The organism is Anabaena sp. CCY 9402-a (assembly GCF_963920945.1).
Classification (GTDB): domain Bacteria; phylum Cyanobacteriota; class Cyanobacteriia; order Cyanobacteriales; family Nostocaceae; genus Trichormus; species Trichormus minutissimus.
Genome location: NZ_CAWUDL010000078.1, coordinates 16,282 through 31,773 on the forward strand (window position 1 = coordinate 16,282; position 15,492 = coordinate 31,773).

Here is a 15,492-nt window from a genome sequence, read left to right on the forward strand (position 1 = left end):
TCAGACTATTATTTGAGAAAATATGACGATATCTGCATATGTTGACAATTCTGCGGGATGTTATGGAGAAACTAGGTATTAATATTGAACTGTTATTAAAAAGCTTAGATCCTTTAGCAAATCTCAGAAATCTCGATAAATCAGAACAACAAGTTATTTGTTATTGCTTATTAGCATATTCTCGCCCACAAATAGCTGAAATAGTAAATTTATCTGAACTACAAATCAGAGACAAACTGAGCCATTATATTTATCCAAAAATAGCTGAGTTAATGGGTGTTGAGCAAACAGAAATAGCTAACAATTGGGCTAAGATTTTGAATTTTTTACTTGACCCAAATCAAGTTTATAAACTCCACCCTAGTCCTCAACTTAACAGTGATAATTTTCAAGCTAGTTTTGGCAGACAATCTTTCCTTTATCCACCTAACCAAGAGATTGTTAAATTACAAACCCAAGCGATAAATTTTTATCAATCAGGACGTTATTACGAAGCATTAAAATATTTCTTAATGGCGTGGGATCAAGAAATAGAAATCTATGGTAGAGGCAATTCTGAAATTCTAATTTATATCAACAATTCTCTCATTGAACATAAAAGAAATAAATTTCCAGAAAAAAATATTAAAATCTATAACATAGCAGTAGTTGTACCATTTTACCATAATCTAGGACAGGTATCTGCGGAAATTTTACGAGGAATATCTCAAATACAATTACAAGTAAATTGGGAGAACTTTAAAAATCTCGGTTTAGAAAAAGAGATAGATTTAAATAGCATTAAACCAAATGTATTCTCTACTCTGATTTCTAGCCAAGTGTTATTACAGATTTTAATTGTTAATGATCCAAATAATTTATACACTCCCTATAATCAGACAGCCGAAAAATTAGCAGCATTAGCAAAAGAATTAAATTTGATGGCTATTATTGGTCATTACTCCAGTGAAATGACTAAAAATGCCTTCCAGTTTTATGCAGACAAAAGTTTAGTGTTAGTTAATGCTTGTAGCACATCTAATGAGCTTGCCGACTTATCTTTGATGTCTTTTTTTAGATTGACTACCCCAGACAAAATTAATGCTAAAAGGTTATCTGATTATTTGGGGTCAAAAATTGCTGGGAGAGAACAATCAAAAATTGCGCTTATTTACAATCACAATAGTCTTTATTGTCAGTCTTATAGAAACAGTATTAAGAGACATCTTGAATCATATCAAGAGAAAATAATATTTTTAGAAGAATGTGGCTATATTAATGAATCTTATTATCAAGTCCAAGAATATATAGAAACTATTCAACGAGCAGGTGTTGATATAATCATCATCATTCCTGATGGTGGACTTGAACCTAATTCTCTGAATAATGCTGGGTTAATTAGTAGATTAAATCTCAATAAATGTCTCATAGCTGGAACTGCTACTTTTTATCAAGAAAATGTTTTACATTGGATTCATGAGCAAAGCCAGTACCAAAACTTTAATCAAGATCATCCGCAAATTATAGCTTCTATCCCTTGGCATTGGCACAGTGAACAAAATGGGTGCAATAGTGAAAACATAATTGCTCAATATTTTTGTAAACTAGGCACTCAATTATGGGGTGAAGAAAAGCTTAATTGGCGCAGTGCAACGGCTTTTGATGCAGTATTAATTATTTTGAAAGTCATAGAAAAATATCATAGCAAAAATAGCCAAGATTTGCTGGAACATATGGATCAATATTTCAAATATCAAAAAAGAAAAATCAGGGGAGTGACAGGAGATATTCAATTTGAAAAAACAGGCGATCGCATTAATACCCCCACAGAAATAGTAGCTGTAAAATGGAATTCACAGCAACAAAAATGGCAATGGACAATTTAAACTCAAAGTCACGCAGAGAATCAAAGTTTTACTCTCTGCGCCTCTGCGCCTCTGCGTGAGATAAAAAATATTTTTGTCTACGCTTGTTGTCAAAATATACCACACATGAAGTAGAAATATCCCAAACATCGCTGCTACTCTACTTTTAGTTGATAGATGAAATTGCACCATGTTAAAAGTATTCGCAGATAGAGGTGGCACATTTACAGATATTGTAGCTGTAACTAATGATCAGCCAATTATAGACAGACTCTCAAGACATGAGGCACGATTTTTAATTGTGCCTCTCCCTAATCAAGAATGGGTAATAGTCTATAAATTACTGTCTGAAAATCCTGAGCAATACCAAGATGCCGTTATTCAAGGAATTCGGGATATTATCGGCATCAAAAATAATGAGCCTATTCCCGATGCAGCAATAAAAGTAGTCAAAATGGGGACAACCGTAGCAACTAATGCACTGTTAGAAAGAAAAGGAGATAGAGTAGTTTTACTAACTACTAAATGGTTTAAAGATGCCCTCAGAATTGGCTACCAAAACCGTCCTAATATATTTGCTCGTCAAATTATTTTACCGACGATGCTATATGAACAAGTAATTGAAGTAGATGAACGTTATGATGCTAATGGTAATGAATTAGCACCTGTAAATACTGCACAAATCAAGCAAAATTTACAGGCAGTTTATCATACAGGGATTCGTAGTTGTGCTATTGTGTTCATGCACAGCGATCGCTACCCCAAACACGAGCAACAAGCAGCAGAAATTGCTCAAGAAATTGGCTTCACACAAATCTCTATATCTCATCAAGTTAGTCCATTAATGAAATTGATAAGTAGAGGAGATACAACCGTTGTAGATGCTTATTTAACTCCAATTTTACGACGCTATGTTAACCAAGTAGCGAGTCAGTTACCTAACGTCAAGTTAATGTTTATGAAATCTGATGGCGGCTTAACTGATGCTACACAATTTCAAGGTAAAGATAGCATTTTAAGCGGGCCGGCTGGTGGTATTGTTGGTGCAGTCCAAACTAGCAAAAGAGCAGGTTTTAATTTAGTAATTACCTTCGATATGGGCGGAACAAGTACAGATGTTGCTCATTTTAAAGGAGAGTATGAACGTCAATTAGATTCCGAAATTGCTGGGACAAGAATGCGAGTCCCTGTATTATCAATTAATACAATTGCGGCTGGCGGTGGTTCAATTCTCTTTTTTGATGGTTCTAGTTATCGAGTCGGGCCAGAATCGGCTGGTTCAAATCCTGGCCCCGCTTGTTATCGGCGTGGTGGGTCTTTAGCGGTGACAGATGCTAATGTGATGTTAGGTAAAATTCACCCCCAATATTTCCCGTCTGTTTTTGGCAGTGATGGAGATTTACCTTTAGATAAAGATATTGTCTTAGAGAAATTTAACCAATTAGCCCTAGATATTGCCACCGTTACAGGTAATTATCGTACACCAGAACAAGTAGCAGCAGGATTTATTGCGATCGCTGTAGAAAATATGGCTAATGCTATTAAAAAAATTAGCCTACAACGTGGTTATGATATCACGGAATATGTTCTTTGTTGTTTTGGTGGTGCAGGCGCACAAGTTGCTTGTTTAATTGCTGATACTTTAGGGATGAAACAGATATTTCTGCATCCTTATGCGGGTGTTCTTTCAGCTTATGGGATGGGATTAGCTGATGTTAGAGCTACCAGAGTTGGGGGAGTGGAACAGCCTTTAAATCAAGCATTAATTCCTCAATTAATACAATTGATGGAGTCTTTAGAAACCCAAGCCAGAAGTGAACTCAGCCAAGATGAAAGTAGCATTGAAGAAGAAATAATTCAGAAAGTCAATTTAAAATACGAGGGAACTGATTCTACCTTAAGTGTTAATTTTGATGTAGATGTAACAGTGATGCAAATAGCATTTGCAGATAAGCATAAGTCTCGCTATGGTTTCGTGCAGTCAAAAAAAGCCTTAATTGTTGAATCTATTTCAGTAGAAGTAATTCAGAAAATGGATACTCCTGAAGAAACTTTAATTACTCGTACTAAACCTTTAGATAAATTCCCCCAACCTGTGGAAATAGTCAAGATGTTTACTGCTGAAAAATGGCATGATACGCCAGTTTATCGCCGGGAAGATTTACAACTAGGAGATTGTATCAATGGTGCTGCTATCATTGTCGAAAAAATTAGCACAATTGTAATTGAACCGAATTGGCAAGCCCGATTAACTGAGCGTAATCATTTGATTTTAGAACGTGGTGTTGTAGTAACACATCCTTAGTGCGCGCCGACCTATAAATTATGTGTGTTAAAGCAAGGCGTAACGCATCATCTGATCATCTGTTTTTGGTATCTTGTGGTTAATTTATACTAAAAATAATGAGGAATTTGACCATGTTAAATAGTGATTCTCTACCATCTGAAATCCGCCAACTTTGCCGAGAAGGTAAGCTAGATAATCCTACCCCTGGATTAGCATTAGGATTTGTCCAAGCTAACTTAGTTGTATTACCGTACTCTTTAGCATTTGAATTTTTCCTTTTTTGTCAACGTAATACCAAGTCTTGTCCCATACTTGATGTTACAGACGTGGGAGATTTTGAACCTAAAATAATTGCCCCTGGTGCAGATATTAGAACAGACTTACCCCGCTACAAAATTTTTCGCCACGGTGAGTGTGTGGAAGAAATTACTGATATTAGACATTTTTGGCGAAATGATTTAGTGGCTTTTTTAATTGGTTGTTCCTTCTCTTTTGAAAATGCCATGCTGAATGCTGGACTACCAGTAAGACACGTAGAAGAGAAGAAAAATGTCCCAATGTATAAAACAAATATTGAGTGTCTTCCTACTAATATTTTTTCTAGTCCATTAGTAGTTTCTATGCGTCCCCTTCCGGCTAATCAAATTGTGCGTGCGGTAGAAGTAACGAGTAGATATTACAAAGCACACGGTTCACCTGTCCATATTGGTGATCCTGATGCTATCGGAATTAAAAATTTAGCACAACCTGATTATGGTGATGCGGTGACAATTCGTGATGGTGAAGTTCCTGTTTTTTGGGCTTGTGGGGTGACAACTCAAGCTGCAATTTTACAAGCAAAGCCGGAGTTAGCAATTACTCACGCGCCTGGACATATGTTTATTAGTAATTTAAAAGATGAGTCTCTGACTATTTAAGTTAAGGAGTCCAGCTAAAGAAACAGCGATCGCCCGTTTGTTCTATAATTTTTGCACCAAGGCGATCATAAAACTTTAAACCACGAATATTGCGAGTATCAGCAGTCCAAGCAATATGAGTACAGCTATTTTCTTTGGCAATTTGTGCTAGATAATTCATCAATGCTATTCCTGTACCCTGACTTCTCATCTCTTCATCTACATACAAATCATCAAGCCAAATACTTGGTTGACCGACAAAAGATGAATATCTAAACCCATACAAAGCAAATCCCACTACCTGTTTTGAGTTTTCTGCAAATAAAACATAAGAGAAAGGGACTGCTGCAAAAATTGTTTTTCGGATTTTATCTTCCGTGACTTGCAAAACACCAGAATAAGCACCAACGCTTCTATCAAATTCTGACTTTTTTTGGATAAATGCAAAAATCAACGATATGTCATCAATAGTAGCAGGACGAACCCTCATTGTTAATTCTCCATTACTATCATAGGCTATAAAATTCCAATTGATAGATAATCAAGTTCGTAGTAAGGACTTTAGTCCTTAGAAAAATCAGGACTAAAGTCCTTACTACAAACCTCTATCATTTTGTAATTACAAACAATAGATAACTATATCTTACAAGTTTTTCTCACATTCAAGGAGTCGCGATCAAAATGTACACTACATCTCAACCCGATCCTGTACGCTTAGAAATATTCAAAAATCTTTATCAGTTCATCGCCGAACAAATGGGAATTGTTCTCCAAAATACGGCAGCATCAGTAAATATTAAAGAACGCTTAGATTTTTCTTGTGCAATCTTTGATGCTTCGGGATTATTAGTAGCTAACGCCCCCCATATTCCCGTACATTTAGGTTCAATGAGTGAAAGTGTCCGCAGTTTAATTAATGATCAAGGCGACACCATTAAACCAGGCAATGTTTATTTATCCAATAATCCCTACAACGGTGGAACTCACCTCCCCGATGTCACCGCCATTACACCAGTATTCCTAGAAACTGGCGAAAATATCTCCAGTCCCCTCTTCTACGTCGCCTCTCGCGGACACCAAGCTGATATCGGTGGTATTACGCCTGGTTCTATGCCTCCTCATAGTAAAACTGTAGAGGAGGAAGGAATTATGTTTGATAATTTCCTCTTGGTAGAACAGGATAATTTTCGGGAAAGTGCGGTACGAGAATTATTATTAAATCATCCCTATCCTGCTCGCAATCCTCACCAAAATATAGCTGATTTTAAGGCACAAATTGCTGCTAATGAACGGGGAGTACAAGAACTATCTAAGATGGTTTCTCAATACGGGTTAGAAACAGTTCAAATTTATATGAAATTTGTCCAAGATAATGCAGAGGAGTCTGTGAGAAGAGCAATTGATGTGCTTAAAGATGGCTCATTCGTTTATGAGATGGATAGCGGTGCAAAGATTCAAGTACAAGTCATAATTAACCGCGAAAGTCGGAGTGCTAAAATTGACTTTACTGGCACATCTGGGCAGTTAAATAGTAACTTTAATGCACCTAAGGCGGTGACGCAAGCAGCAGTTTTATATGTTTTTAGAACCTTGGTTGATGATATTATTCCTTTGAATGCTGGATGTTTGAAACCTTTAGAAATTATTATTCCTGAAGGTTGTATGTTAAACCCAACCTATCCAGCCGCCGTAGTTGCTGGTAATGTGGAGACTTCCCAAGTTGTTGTTGATGCTTTATATGGTGCTTTGGGTGTGATGGCGGCTTCTCAAGGAACGATGAATAACTTTACTTTTGGGAACGATCGCTATCAATATTATGAAACCATCTGTGGCGGTTCTGGAGCGGGAGCGAATTTTGATGGTACGGATGCAGTTCAGACTCATATGACAAATTCTCGCTTGACTGATCCAGAGGTTTTAGAAACCCGCTACCCTGTACTCTTGGAAAGTTTTAGTCTGCGTCCTGATAGTGGGGGTAAAGGAAAACATCAAGGCGGTAATGGAGTGATTCGTCGCTTGCGCTTTTTAGAACCGATGACAGCTAATATTCTCTCTGGACATCGGGTTGTACCTCCCTTTGGATTAAATGGCGGCGAAGCTGGACAAGTGGGACGCAACTGGGTAGAACGCGAAAATGGGGTTCAAGAGGATTTAGCTAGTACAGCAACGGTAGAGATGAACCCTGGGGATGTGTTTGCGATCGCTACTCCTGGAGGTGGAGGTTTTGGTAATTCGTAATTCGTAATTCGTAATTCGTAATTCGTAATTCGTAATTAGGAACTGACTTTTCACGGGATCTAGAAAACCCCTCTCCAAAGACTAGAGTATCTCTCCCCTACAACTGTAGAGACATTGCATACAACGTCTCTACCTTTTCTCGTCAATTATTCGCGAAACACAATATCCCCGATTTCTCAAAGCAGTCGGTGATATAAAATTAATACTTTTGGTAGTTGACTAAGTAGAAACAGTATCTATTAATTTTATTCCCTGGAAGCTATTTAATTAAAAATCCCGTGGAGATAAATTCACGGGATTGATTCTAACTGTCTGATTAATATAATTCTGTTTTTATTTTTATCTTACCTACGGCTCTACCCACCTTCTCCCAGGCTCTTGCTGTTTCACTATCTTGGTAGTCTGTTCTAAGATATTCAGCTTTTTCATAACAAATTTGGGACATAATTCTTAGCACATCCACGACACTCATGCTATCAAGCATCGCTTTGATGTCCTCTTTGTCGTACATATTTCGCGCTCCACCCGATGAAATCTAGATAATTTGGTTTGAGATGGTGATGATTTTCACTACATCCAATTGTGATAATAGCTGGATCTTTCATATCTTCACATATTTCAATGGCATGAAATAAAAATTGTGGCAAATATAGCTATCTATATATTGATATTATGGCTAAATTTATAGTTTAATCAAGATACAGTGTCCTACCCTATTAATGGCAAGTTGAGGCTCATCAAACTCATGCTTAGTGTAAAAAGATAAAAAAATTAGATGAATGCTGACTCTTTTTTCCCACAGGGACTCTATACAAATTTGCCAATAGACTATCAAGGAGCGATCGCAAATCACACTGAAACAGCCAAACAACAACTTGACTATGCAGTAGCTTATTTGAACCAAGGGATGACTCTGTGTAATGAACTCAAAGATTATCAAGCGGCGATCGCTCCTTTAAGTCGCGCCATTAAAATTAATCCTAATTTAGCTGAAGCTTATTACTATCGGGGATTTGCGCGTTACTGTTTGGCTGACTATGCAGGTGCGATCGCGGATTATAATCAAGTATTGCAGATTAACCCGACAATTACTGCATCCTATTACTATCGGGGTAAAGCTTACTTCGCCTGGGGAGAATACAACCAAGCGATCGCTGATTATATGCACACCATAGCAGTCAATCCACAGTTAGCTAGTGATATTAATATAGATATTGCTTACGCTTATTATCATCGCGGCGTAGCCTGTGCTGATCAGGGCGATTTTCAAGGAGCGATATCAGATTTTCAGGAAGCTTTGCAATGGCATCCCTATTTAGCAGAACTATACAGTAGTCGCGGTAATGTTTACTATAACTTAGGGGAATATCGCCAGGCGATCGCTGATCATGAACGCACTATCCAGCTTGATCCTACCTTGGTGGAAGCTTATCAAAATCGGGGTAATGCCTACTATGCTTTAGGAGACTATACCGCCGCCATCGCCGATTACAACCGGACTATAGAACTTAATCCTAATTTTGCCACAGCATACTACAATCGCGGTGTGATTCTCTCTCGCCTGCAAGAGTATGATTTAGCCTTAAAAGATTTAAACCAAGCCATTCATTTAAACCCAGAGGACGCGCAAGCCTATGCAGAACGGGGTTTAATTCGAGTAGTAGAGGAAGACCATCAAGGTGCGATCGCTGACTATAGCCAAGCATTACAAATTGATCCTCATTTAGCTTTAGTCTACGGTTTCCGCGCCAACATTCGCCGCCAAATTGGAGATTATCCCGGCGCACTGTCAGATAGCGATCAATTATTAGCACTATGTCCCCAACTTGCAGAAGGATACTGCGATCGCGCTACAGCTCGTCGCCATCTGGGAGATTATCAAGGTGCGATCGCTGATTATAATCAAGCATTACAAATAAATCCCAACTTAGTAGAAGCATACTACGGGCGAGCGATCGTCCATGAAGCCTTAAAAGATTTTTTGGGAGCAATAGCAGATAACACCCAAGCCATCAGATTTGACCCCCATTTTGCCCCATCCTATTGCAATCGCGCTAATGCTCGTCGCCAGTTGGGAGATCATCGAGGCGCACTAGCTGACTACAACCAAGCCTTAGCAATCAATCCCCAACTAGTCGAAGCCTATTATAACCGGGGTGCTTGGCATTATGAACAGCAAGATTATCAAGGCGCGATCGCTGATTACACCCAAGCCTTAGCAATCAATCCCCAGTCTGCCCTATTTTATAGCCACCGCGCCAATGCTTATTATGCGCTTAACGACTATCACCAAGCCATAACAGATTATACTCAAGCGATCGCCATTGATCCTCATGATGCTGAAGACTTGTATAATCGAGGTCGTAGCCATGCTCAACTCGAAAACCATCAAGCAGCATTAGCCGATTTAAACCAAGCTTTACAACATCAACCTTATTGGGCTTCAGCGTATTTATTACGAGCTGAGATTCGCCGTAATTTAGGAGACAGAGATGGTGCAATGAGAGATTTAAAGAAATCTGCTGACCTTTATAATCATGAGGGTAATAGACAATACCATCAACAAATTTTAGAAATGATGGCTGCACTGAAGTAATTTATTATAGTAAGAAGACTGAAGTAAATCCCCATAATTATGATAATTAGGGGATTTGAGCAAGGATTATGCAACTAAATGAACCCAATCAAAAGCAGAACTAACTGTGTTAAATAGGCGTTTATCGCCTGTGTAAAAATCTGCCTGAAATCTTTGAGATAATGCTAAGTAATGAGCATCATAAGTAGCAGAGAGATTAAATTGTTGAGCGGCTTCCCAGGCTTGTTGATGGAGTTGACTATCACCGTAAAACTGAATGGGTAAATTTAGAGCCAGGTTGAGAGATTCCCGTGCTTCTGTCTTCAGTAGTTGTTTTGCCAGTTGTATTCTATGAAATACATTCGTGACTTCGTAAGATAAGAGAGTCGGGGCAATAATCTGAATTTTATTTTGCTCCCAGTTATCCCATAATATTAGATAAGGCGAAGTTTCAGAATAGTTGTTAATTAATTTAACTACGAAATTAGCATCTACACAAATCAATTGTTTGGTCATAATTGTTCTGGATCAAACAAAAAATCTGCTATCAGTTGTTGATCTCTTTCTTCTCGCATTTGATAAATAATTTGATCAATATCTGGTTTCAATGGTTGATTATTACGCCGTTGCTGAATTACTTGAGCATTGGCTGAAATTCTTGAGCGTAAATTGTGCCAATTAGATTGATGCGTTAGTTTTTGATTTAATAACTCTCGTTCTTGAGGAGACAAAGCTTTAATCGCATTAGCTAGAGACTCGATCAGCTGAATATTCATAGATTTATGTTCCTTTTCAGAAAACGCGCAGCCTAGCCTAATCCTGCTGTAAGTAGCAGCAACAGTATAGGACTAAACTTATTCTCAGCAGATGCAACCACGGAAAAGTGAAAATAAGTGGAATCTACGCTAAAAGCTAACACACTTCGTTAGCTAGTTGCGGTCTAGTGTAATTGCTGATATATGCAGGTATTGCTACACCTGATTCCAACCGGGAATCATTTATGGGTGTAGCCGCAGTCAATTTTAAAGGAATCTCTCCCGCCCATACAGGTATTTGATAATCAGCTTCATCGTCAAGGGGTCTACCAGTGCGAACCTTGGCTGAGGCTTCGGCTAAAGGTAGAGATAACACGATAGTTCCCGCTAATTCATGGCGATTAGGCGATCGCACTTCTTCCCATCTTCCTAGAATAACGTGTTCTGTAAATGCTTTCAGGGCAGCTAATTTTTGCTCTGTATCTTCCACCAGTGTGGCTTTACCAAAGACTACTACTGAGCGATAATTCATTGAGTGATGAAACGCCGATCGCGCTAGCACTAACCCATCAATTAAAGTCACTGTGACGCAGACATCAAGACCTTGTTGGAGTGTTCTCAGCATCCGACTAGCGGGTGAGCCATGAATATATAATGTGTCTTCTACTCGTCCGTAGGCTGTCGGAATCACAACGGGTTGTCCTTCATTAACAAAACCCACATGACAGACTAATCCTTCATCCAGAATTTGATAAATCGTCTCATGTTCATAGTCGGCTCGTTGGGGTACGCGTTTCACTGTCGTTCTGGAGCTAGGTGCTTTTTGTGGAGACATAACGGTAATTTTCAACTCTATATCGTTAGAGTATGCGGGTAAGTGGCGTGACACAAGAGCCACTTTTTGATTAAATAACCAGTCCAATTTAATTTCTCATTTGTTATGGACTTTGCAATTAATATCGACCCCCGCGCACCTTTACCTCTACATCGCCAAATTTACGAAGAACTACGCCAAGCCATTCTTTCAGGAAGATTCACCCCAGGACAAAAATTACCTTCAACGCGATCGCTGGCTCAATTGCTTGGTGTTTCTCGTGCGACTGTCACCCAAAGTTATGACCTACTTTTGAGTGAAGGTTATTTAGAAACCATTGTGGGTTCGGGGACTTTTGTTTGTCGCCAACTTCCCGATGAGTTACTCCATGCTGTACCTGCGCTGTCAAAATTATCACCAGCTAATTCATCAATACGTTTATCAGCTTATGGCGCAAGTTTGAACGACAACGCATTTTTACGCCTCCCAGAAGCAGAACTAGAAATCAGCTTCAGCTATGGAAGACCAGCTTTTGATCACTTCCCCATAGACTTGTGGCGCAAGTTAATTTCTCGCCATTGTCATGCTAGTCAAGAGGTGCTGGACTATACTGCTTATTCTCTGGGATATCAACCATTACGAGAGGCGATCGCTTCCTATCTTTCTCGGTCTAGGGCGGTTAATTGTAGTGCTGAACAAATCATGATTGTGGGTGGTTCACAACAGGGACTTGACTTGATTACACGTTTGCTCATTGACAGGGGTGATTGGATTGCGGTAGAAAATCCAGGCTATCTAGGTGCTAGACGAGCTTTTTTAGCACAAGGAGCTAAGTTATTTCCCGTATCTGTAGATCAATCAGGATTAATCGTCAATGAACTAAAAGCAGGTGTAATACCCAACATCAAGCTTCTGTATGTCACACCATCTCATCAATTTCCTACAGGTGCGGTGTTATCTCTTCCCCGTCGCTTGGAGTTATTAGCTTGGGCGCAAAAATTAGGGGTGATGATCATTGAAGATGACTATGATAGTGAATATCGTTACGGTGAACGTCCCATACCAGCTTTGCAAGGATTAGATCAAGGTAACTCAATTATTTACCTTGGGACATTTTCTAAAGTGCTTTTTCCGGCTTTGCGTCTGGGCTACTTAGTTTTACCAGAGAATTTAGTTCATGTATTTTCGCGGGCAAAATGGTTAGCAGACAGACAATGTAGTCTATTAGAACAATACGTCCTGACTGATTTTATTACGGAAGGACATTTAGAACGCCATATCAGACGGATGAGATCGCTCTACAACCAACGTAGACAAACTTTGGTGCAGTCTTTGTCTACCCACTTTGGTGACAGAATTGAAATTATGGGAGAAAATGCCGGAATGCACCTGATGGTAAAAATAAATACTAAAATTCATGATGACGAAATAGTCAAACGTGCGGCATTAGCTAACGTAGGTATTGGCGGAGCATATCCACAATATTTAAAAGATAGCCCTGGTAGTGAATTTATCTTTGGGTATGCAGAACTCAATGAACAGGAAATTCAAGAGGGAGTCAGACGACTGGCTGAGGTAATTCCCGACTAAAGCACAAAATGACGTAGTTGTGAACGTTTTCCTAGGCGCAGCCAAATAGCGATCGCTGGTTTTTTGCTAAAGTCTTGATGAATAGCATAACCAAACCAACAAATTCTCCAGCAGATAGCTGAGTCGTAAGTCAACAGCCAAGTTTTTTCATAGCGCACTAAATCGCCTATGTAAGCTGGCTCAATCCCCTCGGTTTGAGTAACTTGGATGATAAAGTTAGCAAAAGCGATCGCATCTTGGCGATGTTTTTTCATACCTTGGGGTATAGGGGTTTCCGCATATCGCCAAAACAAGGTAGTAAAATTTTTACCCATTTCCTTAGCAGTGCGTGGTAACAACTCCCGCACCTCTCCTAACCGCTTCCACTTTAAAGAATTAGCAAACACATTCACCTGTTGTGCTGAAAGTTGTGCTAGCTGCTGCGCTTCATCACAATTCAGTCCCATCTCTAAACCAACGGCTTGGGGGTTAGCAAAGAAACGTTCTCTCAACTCCGTATTAGTGTAAAGTTGGGCGAGGACTTGCTGGGTTGTTTCTAAACCCATCTACCATGTCTCCTACCAATTTGTCTCGCTTGTTGCAGTTCTCCTGTCAATTCTGCAAAAGCTGGTAAATTTTCATCTCGTTCTAAAACAATCCCTTTTACCGCTACACGCGCCACAACCTCATCAATAAGTTGCCACACTTGGGAGGGTGTTGATTGGGAATGGCTATCAATTAGTATGCCATCATGCCAATGTCCGCCCACAAAATGCAATTGGACGACACGTTCCCAAGGTAAATCTTGCAAAAATGCCTGCACATCATAGTCGTGATTCACAGCATTGATGTAGAGATTGGTCACATCTAATAACAAGCCACAATCAGCATTTTCAACAACTTCTGCCAAAAATTGGGCTTCGGTCATTTCTGCACCGGGAAGTGTCACCATGTAGGTAATATTTTCCAGAATTAATGGCACATCAATCCAGCGTCGCACTTTTGCAATGTTGCGACAAAGCACTTGTACCGCTTCTTTGGTGTAAGGTAATGGAGACAAATGCCCAATATCAACCCCGCCTGCTTTAGTAAAACAAATATGCTCACTCCACCAAGGCGGGTTAAGTTGCTTAATTAGTGCTGCTAGTGGGCGAAGATAATCTGTATCTACACCCTCCGCACTGCCTAAAGATAGATTGATAGCGTGGGGAATGATGGGGAAATGACTGGCTAATAATTCCAACTCTTGTTGTTGTTGCCAAGATGTATCTAAATAGTGTTCCGCCACAATTTCCAAAAAATCAACCTGTTGGCGGTTGAGAAACAAATCACTTTTGCAGGGTTGGCGAAAACCTAACCCCACGCCTAACGTTGGTAAATCAGCCAGCACTGCGTCTAACCTCCACAACCGCCACAACCACCACCGCAGGAACTACCGCAACCACCACCGCAGGAACTACTACTGCAAGAACTACCGGAAGAGGTGCTGCGGCTGCTAGTTGTTCTAGTTGTGCTATAGATTATTGGGGGAAAGAATGCTTGATAGTATGAGTCGTAAGTAGTTCCTTTTAGAGTATAAATGCCAAAAAGTGCTATCAGTAAGTTGTATTCCAATGCCGAACAGACACCGAAATTTTTGGTTTTAGACTTTAATGGCGCAAATGCTTCCTCAAGTTGTTGCAGATATTTGTATCCCCGATAACTCAGACGCGATCGCCCATTAACTTGCCCAAAAAGCCAGATAATAGAAACTACACCCATAATAATCAGAAAGCCGACGTTATACCGTCCTTTAGCTAAAGCAATAATTAGCTTATAACCACCAAGGCTAAAAATAATCATCCCCCCAATTAAAGCAACTTTCATCTTCCATTCTTGCCAATTGGCAGCAGACAACAATTGTTCATTGTGCAGTTGCCCTTCATAGATATGGCAGTATGATTCTACACTCTGGGTTGCCGACGTTAAAGATGTTATGGCTGCACTAGGTACGGAAAATTTCTGAAATACTTCCTGTTCTATTGGTTTTAATGGAGAAATATCCGGATGATTGGGTGCGTGGCTAATGGACTTTTCACTAATTTGCAAATAACCTTGCACAAGTAGGTTAAATAATGCCACATAAGCAATTCCCGCTTTTTGGAAACGCAAATAAGCAATTTCGTAGGGGTCTGGAACAGATGGAATTAACCGCAGAGGCTGATTTTTAGTGGGATCTTGCACCAACCGCCAGCAGGCTAACAGTGTAATAGCAATGACAGAGCCATAAAACAATAGAAATTGTGACCCATACATATCTGCGATCGGGTTATGCAGCAATGAATCCATTGCTTATACTCCTTGTGAGGAAATTACTGGAAATCAGAGAAATTGAAGTTAATATTTTTGCAGCGTTTTCTCCACTCTGGTATCTAAAATATTAGCACAGTAGGTGATGGTCTCCGACCGTCGGTCGGTCACAATACTTCTCGGTTAAGAACAAAAGCAAGGTAAAGTGATAATTGTTCACTTACA

The 15,492-nt window shown here is 39.5% G+C and carries 14 protein-coding genes; 6 read left to right on the forward strand and 8 right to left on the reverse strand.

What is annotated here, in order from left to right; all coding sequences use genetic code 11:
• The first annotated feature begins 38 nt into the window (after positions 1 to 38).
• From ACM0OR_RS22980 to ACM0OR_RS22990, 3 genes are all read left to right on the forward strand, one after another.
• Positions 39 to 1,865, forward strand: a complete 1,827-nt coding sequence (locus tag ACM0OR_RS22980) for a hypothetical protein (protein ID WP_414578890.1) — start codon at positions 39 to 41, stop codon at positions 1,863 to 1,865.
• A gap of 169 nt (positions 1,866 to 2,034) precedes the next feature.
• A complete protein-coding gene (locus tag ACM0OR_RS22985; protein ID WP_414578891.1) occupies positions 2,035 to 4,149 on the forward strand; it encodes a hydantoinase/oxoprolinase family protein in 2,115 nt (704 codons plus the stop codon).
• Between the two features lie 113 nt (positions 4,150 to 4,262).
• Entirely contained in the window at positions 4,263 to 5,048 is a 786-nt protein-coding gene (locus tag ACM0OR_RS22990) for a putative hydro-lyase (RefSeq protein WP_414578892.1), read from the forward strand.
• A gap of 1 nt (position 5,049) precedes the next feature.
• Here the strand turns inward: ACM0OR_RS22990 and ACM0OR_RS22995 are convergent, their stop codons facing one another.
• Positions 5,050 to 5,517: an N-acetyltransferase family protein gene (locus ACM0OR_RS22995; RefSeq protein ID WP_414578893.1), complete on the reverse strand. Its 468-nt coding sequence runs from the start codon at positions 5,515 to 5,517 to the stop codon at positions 5,050 to 5,052.
• A 191-nt stretch (positions 5,518 to 5,708) separates the two neighbouring features.
• On the opposite strand from ACM0OR_RS22995, the gene ACM0OR_RS23000 reads away from it, so the two are divergent.
• Positions 5,709 to 7,265 carry a hydantoinase B/oxoprolinase family protein gene (locus ACM0OR_RS23000; RefSeq protein ID WP_414578894.1) on the forward strand — a complete coding sequence of 519 codons (1,557 nt, stop codon included), beginning with the start codon at positions 5,709 to 5,711 and terminating at the stop codon, positions 7,263 to 7,265.
• 316 nt (positions 7,266 to 7,581) lie between these two features.
• Here ACM0OR_RS23000 and ACM0OR_RS23005 read toward each other — a convergent pair whose 3' ends face one another.
• Positions 7,582 to 7,776 (reverse strand): hypothetical protein, encoded by a 195-nt coding sequence (locus ACM0OR_RS23005; RefSeq protein WP_323265872.1) that lies wholly within the window; start codon positions 7,774 to 7,776, stop codon positions 7,582 to 7,584.
• A gap of 264 nt (positions 7,777 to 8,040) precedes the next feature.
• Between ACM0OR_RS23005 and ACM0OR_RS23010 the strand changes: the two genes are divergently transcribed.
• A complete protein-coding gene (locus ACM0OR_RS23010) occupies positions 8,041 to 9,861 on the forward strand; it encodes a tetratricopeptide repeat protein (RefSeq protein ID WP_414578895.1) in 1,821 nt (606 codons plus the stop codon).
• 66 nt (positions 9,862 to 9,927) lie between these two features.
• Here the strand turns inward: ACM0OR_RS23010 and ACM0OR_RS23015 are convergent, their stop codons facing one another.
• From ACM0OR_RS23015 to ACM0OR_RS23025, 3 genes are all read right to left on the reverse strand, one after another.
• A complete protein-coding gene (locus ACM0OR_RS23015; RefSeq protein WP_414578896.1) occupies positions 9,928 to 10,356 on the reverse strand; it encodes a type II toxin-antitoxin system VapC family toxin in 429 nt (142 codons plus the stop codon).
• Positions 10,353 to 10,616, reverse strand: a complete 264-nt coding sequence (locus tag ACM0OR_RS23020) for a hypothetical protein (protein ID WP_323265869.1) — start codon at positions 10,614 to 10,616, stop codon at positions 10,353 to 10,355. The genes ACM0OR_RS23015 and ACM0OR_RS23020 overlap by 4 nt, the downstream gene beginning before the upstream one ends.
• Before the next feature lie 136 nt (positions 10,617 to 10,752).
• Complete coding sequence (locus ACM0OR_RS23025; RefSeq protein ID WP_414578901.1) at positions 10,753 to 11,430, reverse strand: pyridoxamine 5'-phosphate oxidase family protein; 678 nt, start codon at positions 11,428 to 11,430, stop codon at positions 10,753 to 10,755.
• 105 nt (positions 11,431 to 11,535) lie between these two features.
• Between ACM0OR_RS23025 and ACM0OR_RS23030 the strand changes: the two genes are divergently transcribed.
• The gene (locus ACM0OR_RS23030; protein WP_414578897.1) at positions 11,536 to 12,999 is read left to right on the forward strand and encodes a PLP-dependent aminotransferase family protein; all 1,464 of its coding nucleotides are present in this window, start codon (positions 11,536 to 11,538) and stop codon (positions 12,997 to 12,999) included.
• Here the strand turns inward: ACM0OR_RS23030 and ACM0OR_RS23035 are convergent.
• Genes ACM0OR_RS23035 through ACM0OR_RS23045 form a run of 3 tightly spaced genes read right to left on the reverse strand, consistent with a single transcriptional unit; the run spans position 12,996 to position 15,306 of the window.
• Positions 12,996 to 13,544 carry a hypothetical protein gene (locus ACM0OR_RS23035; protein ID WP_414578898.1) on the reverse strand — a complete coding sequence of 183 codons (549 nt, stop codon included), beginning with the start codon at positions 13,542 to 13,544 and terminating at the stop codon, positions 12,996 to 12,998. The two genes, ACM0OR_RS23030 and ACM0OR_RS23035, sit on opposite strands and share 4 nt — an antisense overlap.
• A complete protein-coding gene (locus ACM0OR_RS23040; RefSeq protein WP_414578899.1) occupies positions 13,535 to 14,368 on the reverse strand; it encodes a DUF692 domain-containing protein in 834 nt (277 codons plus the stop codon). Before ACM0OR_RS23040 ends, ACM0OR_RS23035 begins: the two co-directional genes overlap by 10 nt.
• A 5-nt stretch (positions 14,369 to 14,373) precedes the next feature.
• A complete protein-coding gene (locus ACM0OR_RS23045; protein WP_414578900.1) occupies positions 14,374 to 15,306 on the reverse strand; it encodes a TIGR04222 domain-containing membrane protein in 933 nt (310 codons plus the stop codon).
• Between the last annotated feature and the right edge of the window lie 186 nt (positions 15,307 to 15,492).

What these genes read in the sequence shown, in the direction of transcription:
- ACM0OR_RS23005 (WP_323265872.1), bottom strand. Translation starts at nt 7,776, where the DNA reads ATGTACGACAAAGAGGACATCAAAGCGATGCTTGATAGCATGAGTGTC.
- ACM0OR_RS23000 (WP_414578894.1), top strand. Translation starts at nt 5,709, where the DNA reads ATGTACACTACATCTCAACCCGATCCTGTACGCTTAGAAATATTCAAA.
- ACM0OR_RS22985 (WP_414578891.1), top strand. Translation starts at nt 2,035, where the DNA reads ATGTTAAAAGTATTCGCAGATAGAGGTGGCACATTTACAGATATTGTA.
- ACM0OR_RS23030 (WP_414578897.1), top strand. Translation starts at nt 11,536, where the DNA reads ATGGACTTTGCAATTAATATCGACCCCCGCGCACCTTTACCTCTACAT.
- ACM0OR_RS22990 (WP_414578892.1), top strand. Translation starts at nt 4,263, where the DNA reads ATGTTAAATAGTGATTCTCTACCATCTGAAATCCGCCAACTTTGCCGA.
- ACM0OR_RS22980 (WP_414578890.1), top strand. Translation starts at nt 39, where the DNA reads ATGTTGACAATTCTGCGGGATGTTATGGAGAAACTAGGTATTAATATT.
- ACM0OR_RS23025 (WP_414578901.1), bottom strand. Translation starts at nt 11,430, where the DNA reads ATGTCTCCACAAAAAGCACCTAGCTCCAGAACGACAGTGAAACGCGTA.
- ACM0OR_RS23015 (WP_414578896.1), bottom strand. Translation starts at nt 10,356, where the DNA reads ATGACCAAACAATTGATTTGTGTAGATGCTAATTTCGTAGTTAAATTA.
- ACM0OR_RS23045 (WP_414578900.1), bottom strand. Translation starts at nt 15,306, where the DNA reads ATGGATTCATTGCTGCATAACCCGATCGCAGATATGTATGGGTCACAA.
- ACM0OR_RS23020 (WP_323265869.1), bottom strand. Translation starts at nt 10,616, where the DNA reads ATGAATATTCAGCTGATCGAGTCTCTAGCTAATGCGATTAAAGCTTTG.
- ACM0OR_RS23035 (WP_414578898.1), bottom strand. Translation starts at nt 13,544, where the DNA reads ATGGGTTTAGAAACAACCCAGCAAGTCCTCGCCCAACTTTACACTAAT.
- ACM0OR_RS22995 (WP_414578893.1), bottom strand. Translation starts at nt 5,517, where the DNA reads ATGAGGGTTCGTCCTGCTACTATTGATGACATATCGTTGATTTTTGCA.
- ACM0OR_RS23010 (WP_414578895.1), top strand. Translation starts at nt 8,041, where the DNA reads ATGAATGCTGACTCTTTTTTCCCACAGGGACTCTATACAAATTTGCCA.